General features: G+C 71.2%; 16 protein-coding genes. 6 read left to right on the plus strand and 10 right to left on the minus strand.

The genetic code is table 11. The annotated features are described in order from the left end of the window. The first annotated feature begins 187 nt into the window (after positions 1–187). The 3 genes from ATL45_RS32440 to ATL45_RS32450 all read left to right on the plus strand — a co-directional run bounded on the left by ATL45_RS32440 (position 188) and on the right by ATL45_RS32450 (position 3,146). Positions 188–775, plus strand: a complete 588-nt coding sequence (locus ATL45_RS32440) for a TetR/AcrR family transcriptional regulator (RefSeq protein WP_093145933.1) — start codon at positions 188–190, stop codon at positions 773–775. A 139-nt stretch (positions 776–914) separates the two neighbouring features. Further along, positions 915–1,865, plus strand: coding sequence for an LLM class F420-dependent oxidoreductase (locus ATL45_RS32445; protein WP_093147195.1), 951 nt, complete (start codon positions 915–917; stop codon positions 1,863–1,865). A 72-nt stretch (positions 1,866–1,937) separates the two neighbouring features. Continuing rightward, complete coding sequence (locus ATL45_RS32450; RefSeq protein WP_211841349.1) at positions 1,938–3,146, plus strand: threonine synthase; 1,209 nt, start codon at positions 1,938–1,940, stop codon at positions 3,144–3,146. Here ATL45_RS32450 and ATL45_RS40085 read toward each other — a convergent pair whose 3' ends face one another. Together ATL45_RS40085 and ATL45_RS32460 are read right to left on the minus strand one after the other, a co-directional pair. Next, positions 3,147–3,464, minus strand: a complete 318-nt coding sequence (locus ATL45_RS40085; RefSeq protein WP_342775323.1) for a GNAT family N-acetyltransferase — start codon at positions 3,462–3,464, stop codon at positions 3,147–3,149. 21 nt (positions 3,465–3,485) lie between these two features. After that, positions 3,486–4,226, minus strand: a complete 741-nt coding sequence (locus ATL45_RS32460; RefSeq protein ID WP_093145931.1) for a TetR family transcriptional regulator — start codon at positions 4,224–4,226, stop codon at positions 3,486–3,488. A gap of 143 nt (positions 4,227–4,369) precedes the next feature. Between ATL45_RS32460 and ATL45_RS32465 the strand changes: the two genes are divergently transcribed. Both ATL45_RS32465 and ATL45_RS32470 read left to right on the plus strand, forming a co-directional pair. Then, entirely contained in the window at positions 4,370–5,527 is a 1,158-nt protein-coding gene (locus tag ATL45_RS32465; RefSeq protein WP_093145930.1) for an acyl-CoA dehydrogenase, read from the plus strand. 182 nt (positions 5,528–5,709) lie between these two features. Continuing rightward, the gene (locus ATL45_RS32470) at positions 5,710–6,141 is read left to right on the plus strand and encodes a DoxX family protein (RefSeq protein WP_093145929.1); all 432 of its coding nucleotides are present in this window, start codon (positions 5,710–5,712) and stop codon (positions 6,139–6,141) included. A gap of 3 nt (positions 6,142–6,144) precedes the next feature. On the opposite strand, the gene ATL45_RS32475 is transcribed toward ATL45_RS32470, so the two are convergent. Then, positions 6,145–6,609, minus strand: a complete 465-nt coding sequence (locus ATL45_RS32475) for a YkvA family protein (protein ID WP_093145928.1) — start codon at positions 6,607–6,609, stop codon at positions 6,145–6,147. 115 nt (positions 6,610–6,724) lie between these two features. Here ATL45_RS32475 and murJ point away from each other — a divergent pair, with 115 nt between their 5' ends. After that, positions 6,725–8,350, plus strand: coding sequence for a murein biosynthesis integral membrane protein MurJ (gene murJ, locus ATL45_RS32480; RefSeq protein ID WP_093145927.1), 1,626 nt, complete (start codon positions 6,725–6,727; stop codon positions 8,348–8,350). 4 nt (positions 8,351–8,354) lie between these two features. Here murJ and ATL45_RS32485 read toward each other — a convergent pair whose 3' ends face one another. The 7 genes from ATL45_RS32485 to ATL45_RS32515 form a co-directional block, all read right to left on the minus strand. Beyond that, entirely contained in the window at positions 8,355–9,080 is a 726-nt protein-coding gene (locus tag ATL45_RS32485) for a type 1 glutamine amidotransferase (protein ID WP_439332473.1), read from the minus strand. Then, positions 9,077–10,417: a Mur ligase family protein gene (locus tag ATL45_RS32490; RefSeq protein ID WP_093145926.1), complete on the minus strand. Its 1,341-nt coding sequence runs from the start codon at positions 10,415–10,417 to the stop codon at positions 9,077–9,079. Before ATL45_RS32490 ends, ATL45_RS32485 begins: the two co-directional genes overlap by 4 nt. Positions 10,418–10,480: 63 nt before the next feature. Beyond that, positions 10,481–10,660: a hypothetical protein gene (locus ATL45_RS32495; protein WP_093145925.1), complete on the minus strand. Its 180-nt coding sequence runs from the start codon at positions 10,658–10,660 to the stop codon at positions 10,481–10,483. Between the two features lie 408 nt (positions 10,661–11,068). Further along, the gene (locus tag ATL45_RS32500; protein WP_093145924.1) at positions 11,069–11,719 is read right to left on the minus strand and encodes a LysM peptidoglycan-binding domain-containing protein; all 651 of its coding nucleotides are present in this window, start codon (positions 11,717–11,719) and stop codon (positions 11,069–11,071) included. Positions 11,720–12,297: 578 nt separating this feature from the next. Beyond that, complete coding sequence (locus tag ATL45_RS32505) at positions 12,298–14,670, minus strand: FtsX-like permease family protein (protein ID WP_093145923.1); 2,373 nt, start codon at positions 14,668–14,670, stop codon at positions 12,298–12,300. Further along, positions 14,667–15,347 carry an ABC transporter ATP-binding protein gene (locus tag ATL45_RS32510; protein WP_093145922.1) on the minus strand — a complete coding sequence of 227 codons (681 nt, stop codon included), beginning with the start codon at positions 15,345–15,347 and terminating at the stop codon, positions 14,667–14,669. Before ATL45_RS32510 ends, ATL45_RS32505 begins: the two co-directional genes overlap by 4 nt. Beyond that, entirely contained in the window at positions 15,344–15,868 is a 525-nt protein-coding gene (locus ATL45_RS32515; protein WP_093145921.1) for a PadR family transcriptional regulator, read from the minus strand. The genes ATL45_RS32510 and ATL45_RS32515 overlap by 4 nt, the downstream gene beginning before the upstream one ends. Positions 15,869–15,915: the final 47 nt, after the last annotated feature.

Here is a 15,915-nt window from a genome sequence, read left to right on the forward strand (position 1 = left end):
GGCGGCGTGGGTTTGTCGTGGTGGGAGGAAACGCGAAGAGCGGAGCCGGGCCGGAACCGCCCGCCCGCGAAACCGACGCTAGCGGATATTTATCCGGTAGGCAAACATCTCACCCGAAGCTTGCCGGAGCCCGGCCGGGCCGTGCACTACATTTTCCACCGGAGACCGCGGCAATCCGGGAGGGACGATGACGACGGGCTCGGTCAGCCCCCGGCGCGCGGACACCCGCCGCAACCACGAGCGCATCCTCACCGCCGCCGCCACCGCGCTGGCAGGCTCCGGCGAGATCTCGTTCAACGCCATCGCCAAGCAGGCAGGCGTGGGCGTCGGCACGGTGTACCGGCACTTCCCCAACCCGGAAGCGCTCGTCGTCGCCGTCTACCGGCGCGAGCTGCAGCACCTCGTCGACGTCGTGCCCGAACTGCTCGCCCAGCACTCCCCCGACCTGGCCTTCCGGATCTGGACGACCGATCACCTGGTCCGCTACATGATGACCAAACGAGGCCTGGCCAAGGCGCTCGGCGCCGCCGCCTCCTCGCACGGAGAGATGCTGGCGAAGGCCCACGAATCCATGGCCGGCGCGGTGACCACCCTGCTGGAGGCCAACATCCAGGCCAGAACCGTGCGCCCCGACCTCGAACCCGAGACCCTCATCCGCGGCCTGGGCGGGCTGTTCTTCCTCGACCCGAGCAGCGACTGGCGCGCTCCCACCGAGAAGCTCATCGACCTGCTGTGGCGAGGCATGAGCGCCGACAACCCACCACCGTCGGCCTGATCCCCGTCATTGCGCTGGTTTTGCGTGCTCTTGCCTGGAGGATTCGTTTCGATCAACACTGAAATGAAAGACGTAACAAAATTCTATGTTCCGCCAGCAGCCGGTGGTCGCGCCCGGAAGCTTGCGGCAACGTGACGCCATGTCTGAATTCCGCTTCGCCTACAACATCTTCGAGCTCGGCTCCCCCGAGGACTTCGCCGCGACCTGCCGCCGCGCGGAGCAGCACGGTTACGACACCGTGTTCGCCGCCGACCACCTCGGGATCGCCTCCCCCTTCCCCACCCTCGTCGCCGCGGCCCAGGCCACCGAACGGCTCCGCATCGGAACCCTGGTGCTCAACGCGCCCTTCTGGAATCCCGCGCTGCTGGCCCGCGACATCGCCACCACCGACCTGCTCAGCGGCGGCCGGCTGGAGGTCGGGCTCGGCGCGGGGCACATGAAGTGGGAGTTCGACGAGGCCGGTATCGAGTGGGAGCCCTTCGGCCGCCGGGCCGACCGGCTCGAAGCGCTGATCGCCGAGCTGGCCGAGCTGTTCGCCGCCGATGGCTACGCCCAGCAGGCGGCGCTCCGCGAGCACTTCGGCGTCTCCGTGCTGCGCCCTGTGCAGCGCACCGGCTTCGGCGGGTACGGGCCACCGCTGATCGTCGGCGGCACCGGTGACCGGATCCTGCGGATCGCCGCGGCCACCGCGGACATCATCGGCATCGCAGGAGCCTTCCAGGTGCCCGGGCAACCGCCCGGCACCCTGCGCATCGGCACCGCCGACGAGACCGACGAACGGATCCGGTTCGCCCGCGAGCACGCCGGTGAGCGCGCCGACCAGGTGCAGTGGCAGGCCCTGATGCAAGCCGTGGTGATCACCGACGACCGGCGCGCTGCCGCCGAGGATTTCCTGGCCAGGACCGGGCCGATGATGACCGCCGACGAACTGCTGGAGACGCCGTTCGTGTTCATCGGCACGGTCGAGCAGATGGCCGAGCAGGTCCTGCGCAACCACGAGCGCTACGGCTTCACCTACTACGCGGTGCACGGCCCCTACATGGACACCTTCGCCCCGGTGATCGAACGCGTCCGCGCCATCAGCGGCTAGTGCTCACCGGCGAGGAGTTCTCCGGTGACGAGGACGAAACGCCGGATTCCTTCCTGGTCTAGGGTTCGGTGCGTGGTGAACGATCAATCGCTGGCCACCGGCCAGCGCTCGCTGGGTGACCCGGACCTCCGCTATCCGCTGTGGCCACCGCTGACCAGCGGGTGTCCGGCCACCAGCACCGACACCACCGCCTATCCCGTCGAAGTCGACTACGACTACGACCGGGTGCCCGCCGGGCTGTTCCAGCAGCCGCCCGGCCCCGGGCTGGAGCGGTGGGCTCCCCTGCTGCCGCCGCTGCGCGCACCCGGGCTCGGCGAAGGCGGCACACCGCTGATCGAGCTGCCCGGCCACGGGGTGTTCGTCAAGGACGAGTCGCGGAATCCGACGTGGAGCCACAAGGACCGGCTCAACCGGGTCGCGGTGAGCGCCGCGGCAGGCGTCGGCGCACCCGGTGTCGTGGTCGCCTCTTCCGGCAACCACGGAGCTTCCGCTGCCGCGTACGCCGCGCGGGCCGGTCTGCGCTGCATCGTGCTGGCCTCCGCCGAGATGCCGCCCGCCGTCAGCTCGTTCCTCCAGTCCTACGGTGCCGTCGTGCTGGCCGTGCCGACCGCCGCGCGGTGGCCGCTGCTGCGCCGGATCACCGTTGAGACCGGCTTCCACCCGGTCAGCAACGTCACCACGACTCACACCGGGCACGCCTTCGGGCCCGAGGGCTACAAGACGATCGCCTACGAGATCTTCGCCGAGCTCGGCGTCCCGGCAGCGCTGTTCGTCCCGACCGGCTACGGCGAGCTGCTCTTCGGCGTGTGGAAGGGATTCGCCGAGCTCGTGCGCCTCGGCCTGGCCCGCACAACGCCCCGCGTGTTCGCCTGCGAACCCGCGGCTGGCGGACCGCTGGCTCGCGCCGTCGCCGAAGGCCTCCCCGCCACTTCCGTGGACGTGGGACCGACCGGTGCCTACGCCATCAGCTCCGCGGTGAGCGGCTACCGGGCGACCGTGGCCATCCAGGAGAGCGCCGGGCGGGCGCTCCTGGTGGACGACGCGGAGATGGCGCTGGCCCAGCGGGTCCTGGCCCGCTCCGGGCTCTGGTACGAGCTGTCCTCCGCCGCCGGGCTCGCCGGGTTCCGGCAGGTGGCCGACGAGTTCGACGGTCCCGTGGTGTGCGTGGCGACCTCCAGTGGCTTCAAGGACATCGGCGTCGGCGACCACCCGCCCGAGGTCCTCGAACCGGACTGGGACGTGGTGCGCCGCCGGCTGCTGGACGACGGCATCCCCTGCTGATCAGCGCCGCCACACCAGCAGCGGGCCTTCCGGTCGCTGGAGCTCGCCCGTGACGGCGAACCCGAGCTTCCGGGCGACGCGCTGGGACGGCTCGTTGGTCCGGTCAGTCATGATCACCACCGGCCGGTCGGTGCCCGCCCGGTCCGCCCGGTCGATCGCCGCCCCGGCCATCTCCTGGGCGTATCCCCTCCCCCACGGCCGCCACCGCAGGACAGCGGTCCGACTCTTGCGGTGGGTTTTCGAGGTGCTTGGCGGAAGATTAAATTCAGTTAACACTGAAGTAATCGATATAATCGATGTGCTTGGCACCACTCGCACATCGGCACTGAGTGCCGTTGATCAGCGGAGCTCGCGGAGCGCGTCCTCCAGCTGCTTGAGCACCACGCCCGTCGGTGCCGTGGTGCGGACGACTCCCACCACCACGTTCTCCCCGTCGCCGACCTGCTCCACCGCGGAGCGCCGGTCCGCGAGCGCTTCGGCGACGTGCTCGATCGCCTCGCGCAGCGACCGCTTGGCGTCCAGCGCTCCCCCGCTCTTGAGCCACTGGCGGAGCACGTGGTTGTGCGCGGCGACGACCGCCGCAGCCGCCACCGCGGCCCGCAGGTCGCCGCCGGGCTCCCCCGCGAAGCGCTCCCGCAGGTAGCGGGCGAACACGCGCTGGTAGCGGTCGATGCTGGCGATCTCCTTGTCGCGCAGCGACGGAACCTCGCGGGTCAGCTCGAACCGCTTGAGCGAGACCTCCGGTTCGGCCAGGTACATCTCCAGCACCACCTCGGCGGTGGTTCCCAGCACCAGCAGCGGGTCCGCGGCCGGGTCGGCACCGGCGAGCCGCTCGACCACCTCGGCCAGGCGCTCGTCGTGGCCGGGGAAGACGACGTCCTCCTTGGACCGGAAGTAGCGGAAGAACGTCCGGCGGCCGACACCGGCCGCATCGGCGATCTGGTCCACAGTGGTCGCCTCGAAGCCCTGCTCGGCGAACAGTTCGAGCGCGGCGAGCGCCAGTGCGCTGCGCACCCGCCTGCGGCCGTGCTCGGTTCGGCCGGAACGGGGTTTCGGCGCTGGAGCCGCTGCCTCGGACATGGCCGGAATATAGCACCGGAGCGCGTTGCTCGTGGCACTCAGTGCCGTTACGATGACGATCGCAAGCAACGTCCGCGAACGTGCGCGGACCCGCGACGGACTCACCCCCACCGGGCACGGCGGCGGGAACGAGGAGGCACCCGGTGAACCCCGATTTCGGCACCTACCAGCTGGCCGAAGAGCACGAAGCGCTGCGCGAGGCGGTCCGCGACCTGTCCGAGAAGGAGATCGCCCCGCACGCGGCCGAGGTCGACGAGCAGGAGCGCTTCCCGCGCGAGGCGCGCGATGCGCTGGTCAAGTCCGGGTTCGCCGCGGTGCACATCCCGGAGGCCTACGACGGCCAGGGCGCGGACTCGGTCGCCACCTGCATCGTGATCGAGGAGGTCGCGCGCGTCTGCGGCTCGTCCTCGCTGATCCCGGCGGTGAACAAGCTCGGCACCATGCCGATCCTGCTGTCCGGTTCCGAGGAGCTGAAGAAGCAGGTGCTGCCGTCGATCGCCTCGGGCGAGGCGATGGCCTCCTACGCGCTGTCCGAGCGGGAAGCGGGCTCCGACGCCGCCGCGATGAAGACCCGGGCCCGGCTCGACGGCGACCACTGGGTGCTCAACGGCAGCAAGTGCTGGATCACCAACGGCGGCGAGTCCAAGTGGTACACCGTGATGGCGGTGACCGACGCGGACAAGCGCGCCAACGGCATCAGCGCGTTCGTGGTGCACGCCGACGACCCCGGCTTCGTGGTGGGGCCGAAGGAGAAGAAGCTCGGCATCAAGGGCTCGCCGACCGCGGAGCTGTACTTCGAGGACTGCACCATCCCGGCCGACCGGATCATCGGTGAGCCCGGGACCGGCTTCAAGACCGCGCTGCGCACCTTGGACCACACCCGCCCGACCATCGGCGCGCAGGCCGTGGGCATCGCGCAGGGCGCGCTGGACGCCGCGCTGGCCTACGTCAAGGAGCGCAAGCAGTTCGGCAAGGCGATCGCCGACTTCCAGGGCGTGCAGTTCATGCTCGCCGACATGGCGATGAAGGTCGAGGCGGCCCGCAACCTGGTCTACCTGGCGGCGGCCCGCGCCGAGCGCGGCGAGCCCAACCTCGGCTTCATCTCGGCGGCGGCGAAGTGCTTCGCCTCCGACGTGGCCATGGAGGTCACCACCGACGCGGTGCAGCTCTTCGGCGGCGCCGGCTACACCCGCGACTTCCCGGTCGAGCGGATGATGCGCGACGCCAAGATCACCCAGATCTACGAGGGCACCAACCAGGTCCAGCGCATGGTGATGGGCCGCGCGCTGCTCAAGGGCTGAGCCCGCGATCGGGGGCCGGGCACCGGGCCCGGCCCCCGATCGGCCTCGTGTGCCTCGACCCGGTGTTCTTCCTGGACTGACGAGCCCACGGGCGCTCCGAGATGACCGCGGCCGGTGCAGCCACCAGACTGGTAGGCGCGCACCTCACCGCACGAGGTCGGCGGCAGGACAGGAGGCCCGTCATGCACGTGGTACGCGACTTCTTCGCCTTCATCGGGCGGCTCGGCATCGGCATCATCCTGATCGCGCACGGCTGGCAGAAGATGTTCGACTACGGGATGGGCGCGGTCGCCAGCGGCTTCGCCGAGATCAACATCCCGCTGCCGCAGGTGGCCGCGTGGTTCACCGCGCTGGTGGAGCTGGTCGGCGGCGCGTTCCTCGTCCTCGGGCTGCTGCTGCCGCTGGTCGGCATCCTGATCGCCGTCGTCATGGCGGGTGCGGTGTTCTTCGTGCACCTGCCGCACGGGCTGTTCTCGCCGGAAGGCTTCGAACTGCCGCTGGCCATCGGGGTGGCCGCCCTGGCCCTGGGGTTCAACGGCGGTCGCTGGTCCCTCGACCACGGGATGTTCGGCCGCCGCCGCGCTCCGGTGGAAAGCGCGCCGAGCGAGGCCTGACGGTCACTCCTCCTCGCGCTGCTGCTTCGCCGCGAGGTAGTTGCCCGACTCGGCGTACAGGCTGGTCAGCAACCAGGTGCCCACCCCGATGTCGTCGCCGATGCCCAGCAGCGGCAGGAACTCGGGGATGAAGTCGATCGGCGAGACCACGTAGACGACCGCGATCAGCCACAGCAGCAGCTGATAGCGCGGGAGCACCGGATTGCGGCCCCGGGCGGTCGCCGCGAGCATCCCCGGCACCGCCCGTGCCCGGCGAACCGGACTGCCCACCGGCGTCGCGCGATGCGCGCGGACCGCCGCCAGCAGCGGCACGCGCCGGCGCACAGCGGCCGCCGCACCGGCGATGAGCATGCCCAACCCGGCTGCGATCAACCCGACCGGAAGCAGCCAGCCGCCCGCCGCGTCACCGCCGAGCACCACCGCCACGACCACACCGGCCACCAGCAGCAGCCCACCGACCACGATCATCGCTCGTACCCCGTTCCCGCACCACTGCGATCAGGTTGCCACGACCCGCGCTCGTCCGGCGGAGCCGGGTGATCCGTGGCACGGTCGGCGAAAGTCGCCGAGGCTGGGGAGGACCGTGGTCGATCAGGCCGAATCCCGGGTGCGCGACACCTCGCTGGCCCGCGCGAGCGCCACGATGGCCGTGGCCACCGCCGCCAGCCGGGTCAGCGGGCTGCTGGCGAAGGTGCTGCTGGTCGCCGTGCTCGGCCTCGGCGTGGTCAACGACTCCTACACGGTGGCCAACACGCTGCCCACCGTGGTCAACGAGCTCCTGCTCGGCGGAGTGCTCACCAGCATCGCGGTTCCGCTGCTGGTCCGCGCGCAGCAGCGCGGCGAGCGCGAGGGCACCGAGTACGCGCGCTGGATGATCACCATGGGCGGGGTGCTGCTGCTCGTGGCCACCACGGCCGCGGTGGCCGCCGCTCCCCTGCTCACCGAGCTCTACCTCGGCCCGGACACCCGCGCGAACGCCGCCCTGACCACGGCTTTCGCCTACCTCCTGCTGCCGGGCATCGTCTGCTACGGCCTGTCCGCGCTGCTGCAGGCGATCCTCAACGTGCGCGGGGTGTTCGGCACGCCGGCCTGGGCGCCGGTGGTCAACAACCTCGTCGTGATCACCACGGTTGTGGTGTACGCGCTGGTGCCCGGCGAGATCTCCGCCCACCCGGTGCGGATGGGCGAGCCGAAGCTGCTGGTGCTGGGCATCGGCACCGCGCTTGGCATCGCCGCCCAGACGCTGATCATGGTCGTGTCGCTGCGGCGCAGCGGATTCCGCTTCCGGTGGCGCTGGGGCTGGGACCGGCGGCTGTCGGAGTTCGGCGGGCTGGCCGGCTGGGTGGTGCTCTACACGCTGGTCAGCCAGGCAGGCATGGTGGTGATCACCCGCGTGACCGGCCAGGGCACCCCGGGCAGCGTCGCGACGTTCAACTACGCCTGGCTGCTGTCCCAGGTGCCCTACGGTGTCCTCGGGGTCTCGCTGCTGACCGCGCTGATGCCGCGGATCAGCAAGGCCGCGGCAGCCGAGGACACCGACGCGTTCGTCTCCGACCTGGCGCTGGGCACGCGGATGAGCTCGGTGCTGCTGATGCCGATCAGCGCGCTGCTGGTGGTCGCGGGCGGGCCGCTGGCCGTGGCGTTCTTCTCGCTGGGCGCCAGCGATGTGGCCGCCGCTGACCGGCTCGGGTACGCCCTGGCCGCTGCCGCGATCGGCGTGGTCCCGTTCGCCATCACGATGCTCCAGCTGCGCGCGTTCTACGCGATGCACGACGCGCGGACACCGACCTGGATCAACGTGATCATGGTCGTGGTGCGCAGCGCGCTGTGCTACCTCGTGCTGGCCACCGCCGACCCGCAGGACCTGGTCGTCGGGGTGACCGCGGCGATGTCGGCGAGCTTCGTGGTCGGTGCGGTCGCCGGGCAGATCTGGCTGCGCTGCCGGGTAGGCCGGCTGCGGACCAGGAGCACGCTCGCCGGGATCGGACGCAGCATCGCCGCGACCGCGTTCGGATGCGCCTGCTCGATCGCGGCCGTGGCCGGTGTGCGCGGCGCGTTCGGGTCGCTCGGCCCTGCTGCGGACGCCTGGGTCTCGCTGGTCATCCACACCGTCGTGGTGCTCGGTATCAGCTTCGCCGCGCTGGCGCTGTTGCGGGCGCCGGAGCTCAAGCCCGCAGTCGACCGGCTGGCCCGGATCTTCCGCCGCTGAGAGCTCACTTGCGGTTGCGCGCGTGGGGCTTGCTCCGCTCGGCGCGCAGCGCACGCAGCTCGGGTGGATCCGGGAGCGGTTCCAGTGGTTCGCCGATCGCCCATTCCAGCAGCAGATCCGCCAGCCGCGGATTGCGCGCCAGGACCGGGCCGTGCATGTAGGTGCACACCACGTGGCCGCGCACCGCGCCCTCCGCGGAGTCGTGGCCGTTGCCGATCCCTCGCACGACGCGGCCCAGCGGGCGCGAGTCGGCGCCCACCCGGGTTCGGCCGAGGTGGTTCTCGAACCCGGTCAGCATCCCCACGCCCAGCAGCGTCGACTGCGTCGTGATCTCGCCGATCGCGCGCCCGTCTCCGGGTTCGGTGTCGGCGTCGACGAAGCCGAGCCCCTCGTGCCGCGTGCCGTCGCCGGTGACGAAGCTGGTGCCCAGCACCTGCAACCCGCCGCAGATGCCGAGCACCGGGACGCCCCGGTCCACCGGACCGCCCAGTCCGCGGCCGCGGCGGAGGAAGCGCACCGCCGCGACCTGCGCGACGTCCTCTCCCCCGCCGATCAGGTACAGGTCGCAGGACTCCGGAACCGCCTCCGAGGAGGACAGCACCGTCACCGTCTCGCTGTCGATGTTGCGCCACTTCAGCCGCTGCGCCAGCACGATGGCATTGCCCCGGTCGCCGTAGGTTCCCAGCAGGTCGGGCAGCACCAGCGCCAAGCGGACCCGGTCGCGCATCATGACCGGCTCCGGGCGACGAGATCGCGGAATGCCGTGTAGTTGGCGATGACGTCGGGGACGCCGTCGCCGGTGCCGGTCAGGGCGTCGTCCACCGTGCCGGCGACGGTGGCCCGGACTCCGGCGTAGTGCAGCCGGACCGCGAGGTCGAGCGCGCGGTCCCCGGCCACCCGCACCGGGCGCCCGCCCAGCAGCTCGAAGTCGACGTCCCAGAGCCAGGAGACGTCGTGGCCGTCGGCTTCCCTGCTGTTGACCACCAGCACCAGCGGCTGCTGCTCGGCGGAGACCAGGTCGAGCATCTCCAGCCAGCTCGCCGGGTTCTTAGCCAGCAGCAACCGCACCGTGCGACCGGCCAGCCGCACGGTCCCGTAGCGGCCCGCGGCCTGGGTGATCCGCTGGATGCGCTGCACCGCGGCGTTCGGGTCGCAGCCCAGGTGCCCGGCCGCCGCCAGCGCGAAGGTGGCGTTGACCCGGTTGACCTGGCCGGGCAGCGCCAGGTCGAGTTCGCGGCGGGTGCCGTCGGCGGCCACCGCGGCATCGGCGGTGACCGTCCAGTCCGCTTCGGGACGGGCCAGCCCGCACTCGCAGCGCCAGTCCTGATCGGCGTCGCCGAGGAACGCTCCGCAGCGCGGGCAGTTCAGCGCGTCGCCCTTCCAGCGGGCGCCACCGGAGATCCACGTGACGCCGGGGTGCTCGGCGGCCGCGAACACGATGTTGGGGTCGTCCCGGTTGGCGATCACCCGCGCGCCAGGTGCTCTGGCGAGGGCGCGGCGCAGGCTCTCGGCCACCGTGCGGATCTCGCCGACCCGGTCCAGCTGATCGCGGCTGAGGTTGAGCAGCAGGATCACCGCCGGCTCGAACTGCGCGGTCACCTGCGCCAGGTGCAGCTCGTCGACCTCCAGCGCGGCGAACGGCGCGTTGGGCTGCGTCATCAGCGCGGCGACGTGCCCGTCGAGCATGTTCGCGCCAGTGGCGTTGCTGACCGCCGGAGCTCGCGAGCGCAGCGCCTCGGCGACCATCCGGGTGGTGGTGGTCTTGCCGTTGGTGCCGGTCACCATGACCACGCGGCGGCCCACCGCAAGCCTGCGCAGCACCTGCGGCTGCAGGCTCAGCGCGAGCCGGCCGCCGATCATCGCGCCGCTGCCCATGCCGAGTCGCCGGGACATCGCGGCGGCCAGCCGGCCGATGTCGATCGCGATGGTGGTCCGCAGGTCGAGCCGGTGCGCGCCGCGAGTCGGCGGTACCGGCGCGGGCACGAGCTGCCAGCGCTGCTGCTCCGCCGGTGCCCGCTGACCGGATGTCGGCTCGACCGCTCCGGTGTCCCGCGTGGTCTTGGCCATGCACCCCTCCCCCCTCGGCACCCGCCGCGAGCGGGCTTCCCAGGTCGGCTCGGGACTGGCGCGTCACCACCACTCGGCCGCACTCGGGCGCGCCGTCCGTCGCTTCTTCGCCAGTGTCGCCCGGGATCGGCGAAACAGCGCGACGATCAGCAGCAGGACACCGGCGGCGATCGCCGCTGGTCCCACCCAGCTGTGCAAGGCGCCGGACAGCTCGACCAGCGCCACCTGGTGATCGGTGGACATCGTGGTGCCCCTCCTTCCCCGCGAGCTCGGGCGCCCGGCCGGGAGGCCGGAGCCGCTCGGTGCACATGATCCGACCGCCAGCGCGCGATCGGGGGTCCTGACATGCCGGGGAATCGCCCCATCGGGGACTTTTCGCCGCCGTCGTCAGCCGTCCGCGACCGGCGATCATCGCGAGGATCGTTCACGCTCGGCGTGCACCCGCCGCGGGGAGGAGTCGGTATGACGCAGCTGCTGCTGTTGATCGCGCTGGGCGGGATCGCGCTCGGCGGGATCGGCTGGACCGCGTGGGACATCCGATCCGACCTGCGCAGGCGCAAGCTGTGAACTGCGCTGGAAAGCACAAGGAACCCCGCCGGAGAGAGGCAGGCGGGGTTCCTTGTCAACACCTGGTCGCGCGGACCGGGTGAGTCACTTCAAGGTCAGCTGCTGACCCGGGAAGATGAGGTTCGCGTCGCTGATCGCGTCGCGGTTCTTGTCGAAGATCGACTGCCACTCGACGCCGACCTTCGCACCGATCGTGCTCAGCGTGTCGCCGGCCTGCACGGTGTAGGCGCCCTCGACCGGCACGGTCTTCTCGACCTGCGTCTTGGTCTCGGTCTTGGGCTGCGGCTTCGTCTTGGTGGTGGTCTTCGGGGTGACCTTCTTGGTCGAGCCGCCGGAGGCCACGTCCTGGTGCTCGGCACCGCCGCCCTTGGTCAGGCCGGCCTTCTTCGAGCACACCGGCCAGGCGCCGGGGCCCTGACCCTGCAGCACCCGCTCGGCGACCGCGATCTGCTGCGCCTTGGTGGCCTGGGAGGCGTTCGAGGCGTAGCTGGTGCCGCCGTAGGAGGCCCAGGTGGAGGCGCTGAACTGCAGGCCGCCGTAGTAGCCGTTGCCGGTGTTGATCGACCAGTTGCCACCGCTCTCGCACTTCGCGACGGCGTCCCAGGTGGACGTGGACGCGGCGTTGGCCGGTGCGGCGAGGGCGAACGGGGTGGCGACGACCGCGCCGGCCAGCGCCACGCGGGCGATGTTGCGACCGGTGGCGGACTTGCGGTGCTTGCCTCGGGAGAAAGCCATGTTTCGTCTCCAGCAACGCCTGCGCTGGCAACCGGGGGCGGCTTGCCGGATCCGATCGGGGTCGGCCCGGCGAGTGCTGCCGCCGCGGTGGTCAGGTCCCTGCCCCTGATGCGTGTCGGGGGTCGAGAAGCCCGCCGGGACAGGGTTCGGCGCTGCGGACTTCCGGTCTTGCTGCGTCGGCTTCGGGGGTGCCGACGAGGGGCCACGCTACGTAGCGAGATTCCGCAGACCAAACCGTCAGCGAGTGGCCATCGTCATAGAAACGCCGACAAGATCGGCGCGATGTCGGCGTTTTCCCAGTTCGGGTTGCGATCGTGCGGCAGGTGGAGTTCCCAAAGCCGATCACCCAGGGTGAGACATGAGCCACGACTCACCCGATTTAGCGAATACTGAGCGCGATCGCCCGCATCCGATCAGTTCCCGAGGCAACTGAAAAGGCCGCGAGCACCGGGGCTCGCGGCCTTTTCTCATCCTCCGGTTCGTGCGCCGATGTCCGGATTAATTTCTGTCAGTACTGAAGCTATCGTCAGTATCGACCTTGCGGGCGCGCCCTTGCCAGCGGGCGCGCCCGCGCTCGATCACTCCGTGCGGAGCCCGTCCGGCCGGGCGGCCCGGGTCGCCGCTGGCAGGCTCAGCGCGGTGACCACCAGGACCGATGCGGCTGCGAAGGCGAACAGGCCGAGCATCCCGGGCACGTCGAGGACGACCGCGCCCTCACTGAAGATCAGCACCACCGGCACTCCGAGCAGCAGACCGATGACTGCGGCGAGCGCGGTGGCCACCAGCATCGGAACCGCGTTCTGCAGCAGCAGGGACCACGCCATCGTCCGGCGCGGCACCCCGACCGCGCCCAGCACGGCCAGCGGCCTGCGTCGCTCCTGGATCTGCTCGGTGGCCGCGACGAAGAGGCTGCACCCGATCAGCGCGAACAACACCAGCGCTCCCGTCAGCAGCACCACCTGGACCGCGGCCATCGCCATGTCCCGGTTCAAATCCGGTATCGCGCCGAGCGAGCCCATCCCGTTGCTGGTCGTCGGGTCGACCAGGTGCGCCGCGGCGATGTTGCGGACGCGCTCGACGACGTCGGGCGACACTGCCGGGGCGAGTTCGACCTCGATGTCGACCTGCCGGGCGGTGTCCAGCAGGACACCCGCCGCTGCGGGCGTGACCATCAGCTCCCGTCCGACGTTCAACCGGCTCTCGACCAAGCGCACCGTGCCGGGAACGCTCCAGGTGACCGGCCGGTCCGGGGTTGGCCTGCTGGTCGCGCCGAAGTAGCTGGCGATCAGGTGCATCGTCGTACCGGCCAGGTGATCGACGCGCTGGTCCGAGGTGACGGCGAAGACATCTCCGTCCGCGCAGTCCGGCACCGCGGCCAGCCCGTGGATCTGCGCGCAGTCCGCGACGCGCACGGTCCACGAGGCGTACTCGTCGTCGGTGGCCTGGACAGACGAGCCCATCACGCGCGCGCCGAGGACCCCGGGCAGCGCCTGCAGTTCGCGCACCGCTTGCGTCACGTCAGCCGGATCTTCCGGCAGACCGCCCGTGATCGTCATCGAGTCGACCACTCTGACGCTCGACTGCGTAACGTCGCTCGCATCCGAGGCGATCACGCTCGGCCTCGAAGCGTGGCTCGCATCCGAGGCGATCGCGCTCGCGAGGAACGTCTGCAGCGCGATCACGCCGGTCACCACCACCGCGATGGAGCTGACCGAACGCGCAGCGGTTCCGCTGGTCGACTGGAGTCGCCGCACCGCGAGCTGCCACGCGGTGGAATCACCACCGCCCAGCCGGCCCGCGAACCGCTCGACGCACCACGGCAGCACCAGCGGGACACCAGCGAGGACCAGCACGACCGACACCACGAACAGCCAGAGCGCCGGCTGACCGGAGATGCCGTCGAGACCGATGAACACCAGGCCCACCAGGCCCACCACGACCGGCGCCACCCGCCAGAGCAGCTTCCGCGGCCGCGCCGTGCCCCGTCGCGTGACCTGCAGCGGCTCGGCGATGCTGCGGCGCAGGGCGACGATCGTGACCAGCGCGGCCAGCGCGGGAATCCCGATGGTGACCAGCGACGCCAGCCACCAGACCGGTCGCACATCGGAGCTGAAGAGCGAGAACTCGCTCATCGAGATGCCGTCGACCGCCGGTTTCGCCAGCTCGAACAGCACCCAGCCCAGCGCGACGCCGAGCACCGCCCCGGCCAGGGACTCCCCCGCCGCCATCCGGCGCACCTGCGTTCCGGTGGCGCCGACCAGCCGCATCGCCGCCAGCCGCCGCTGCCGGGCCGCCTCGGCGAGCCTGGCGGTGGCCGCGACGTAGACCACGATCGGCACCAGCAGCACCGCGATGGCCAGGGCCAGCAGGAGCTGGAGATCGTCGTTCAGCTCCGTCCTGCCCGCCGCGGTTTCCCCGAAGTGGTCGAAGACGCCGTTCACCTGGTCGCTGTGCGGTGACAACGAGTCCGTGCCCGCGTAGTAGAACAGCTCCCCCGGACCGACCAGGCCTTGCTGTCCGATGACCCCGGTGATCTCGGCGGGCAACCGGGGCCGCAGCAGCTCACCTGCCGGACTCCGCAGGAGCTCCTGCAGAGCTGGGGAGACCGCCACCTCGCCCGGTGCCGGATTGCGCGCCACTCCCGGCGCCACCGGCGCGTCCGGACGCACGTCCCGCAGCTGCAACCCCTGGATGAAGTAGTCCCCGAACTGCAACGTCGGCGTGTTCGCGACCAGCACGCCGACGCCGGGAGCATCCGCGGCGGCGACCGGGTCGCGCATGTTCTCCCGCTCGATCCGCGCGGAGTGGATGTTGGGCACTGCGGCGGCGCCGAGCAGCACCGCGACACCGAGCGCGATACCCAGGGCCGTCACCACAAGCCGCCCCCAGGGGCGGTGGCCGGTGACCGCGAGCCGGAAGCCGAAGGCCAGGTCCTGCAGCCAGTTCGTCATCGGGACACCTCGGCGAGTTCGGTGCTGCCGTCGCGGAGCACGACTTCCCGGTCGGCGTAGGCCGCCACCCGCGGCTCGTGGGTCACCAGCAGCACCGCTGCTCCGGTGTCCCGCGCGGCGCGGGTGAGCAGGCCCATCACCTGCTCGCCGCCGACCGAGTCCAGCGCGCCGGTGGGCTCGTCGGCGAAGACCACCGCGGGCTCGGCCACCAGCGCTCGCGCCAGCGCGGCCCGCTGGCTCTGGCCGCCGGAGATGTCGCCGGGCCGGGAGTTGGCGATCCCGGCGATGCCGAGCTCCTCCAACCAGGAGGCCGCCTTCGCTTCGGCTGCCCGTCGCTTGGCCCCGCCCAAGCGCAGCGGCAGGGCCACGTTCTCCCGCACGGTCAGCTCCGGCACCAGCTGGCCGAACTGGAAGACGAAGCCGAACTCGTCGCGGCGCAGGGTGCTGCGCTGGTCGTCGGTGAGCTCGGTCAGCTCGGTGCCGCGGTACCGGATCCGCCCGGAGTCCGGCCGCCGGATCCCGGCCAGGCAGTGCAGCAGCGTCGACTTCCCGGAGCCGGAGGATCCCATGACCGCCACGACCTCCCCCGCCTCAACCGAGAGCTCGGCACCGCGCAGGGCGGGGGTGGGGCCGAAGGACAGGTGCAGATCCGCACCGGACAGCAGCGGTTCGGTCACGGGGAGACCTCCTTGGTGAGTGGTTCGAGTCGGGTCACGGCCAGCTCCAGCCAGCGCAGATCGGCCTCCAGGTGGAACAGCGCGTAGTCGTGCACCAGCTGCTCACCGGGTTCGGCGGCGGTCTTGCGGCGGGTCAGCTCGCGCATCCGGGCGAGGTGCGCGCGGCGCTGGCCGTCGAGCACCGCGGTGGCGTCGCGGCCGGAGCGGACCGCGAGGACGATCTTGGTGTAGAGGGTGTTGTGCAGCTCCGCGACGGGCTTCTCCGGCGTGCTCAGCCACTCCTCCAGCCGCCGGCGGCCGGCTTCGGTGATCGAGTAGCGCTTGCGGTCGGGCCCGTCGCCGGACTCCACTCCGTCGACCTCGACCAGGCCGTCGCGCAGCAGCCGGGACAACGTCGAGTAGACCTGGCCGTAGGCCAGCGACTTGGCGTGCCCGAAGTCGGCGTCGTAAGCCCGTTTGAGGTCGTACCCGTAACCGGGGCCACCCTCCAGCAACCCCAGCATGGTGAGACCGATCGACATGCGAGCGACTATACATCCGGTGTATATACCCGGTGTATAGATCACCC

Origin of the sequence: Saccharopolyspora antimicrobica, assembly GCF_003635025.1 — a bacterium.
Classification (GTDB): domain Bacteria; phylum Actinomycetota; class Actinomycetes; order Mycobacteriales; family Pseudonocardiaceae; genus Saccharopolyspora; species Saccharopolyspora antimicrobica.